The organism is Vibrio sp. E14, assembly GCF_020515785.1.
In the GTDB taxonomy this organism is placed as follows: domain Bacteria; phylum Pseudomonadota; class Gammaproteobacteria; order Enterobacterales; family Vibrionaceae; genus Vibrio; species Vibrio diabolicus.
The window spans coordinates 1-517 of sequence record NZ_JAHPJI010000048.1; the positions used below are offsets into that span (position 1 = coordinate 1).

Below are 517 nucleotides of genomic sequence, written 5' to 3' on the forward strand. Positions count from 1 at the left end.
TCTGTTAAGGGGTGAGCAACGCAATACCGAAGTAGCCGCATACCGCCTTAAACACTAAAACCAACGCATAGTAAAAATGCCACGCGTTGCGAATCCCTCTTGAACAGTTTGTTAGTACTAAAATTCCTCGCGAGTATCACGCTCTTCATATTCTGGGAAATCAATTTCGATGAAGCCGTCATCATTAAGGACAAACAATACACTTTCATGTTCGATATCAGCTTCATTCATATCAGAGCAACCACGATAGACTTCCCAATCGTATGAATAATCGAGTTGATATTGATTACAGCCCACAAAAGAAATGTTTTCGACTTCTATACCACTAACATTGTGAGCCATATGATCTATATGAGATAGATCTGGGATAAGTTTCTGTTCAAAGTCACTTTTGTTTTCAGATAGAAATCTAGTTAACTCTTCGCACAAGTGAGCGCCGTTAACTAAGAGTTGAGATGAACTAGAAAAGAACATTTCCAAATACTCCGAAACCTAATTTAATTTTGGTACTAACGCC

The 517-nt window shown here is 38.5% G+C and carries 1 protein-coding gene; it reads right to left on the reverse strand.

Annotated features, from left to right (window positions below; all coding sequences use genetic code 11):
* Positions 1-117 precede the first annotated feature (117 nt).
* Positions 118-474, reverse strand: a complete 357-nt coding sequence (locus tag LIX84_RS23400; RefSeq protein WP_226422281.1) for a hypothetical protein — start codon at positions 472-474, stop codon at positions 118-120.
* Positions 475-517 lie beyond the last annotated feature (43 nt).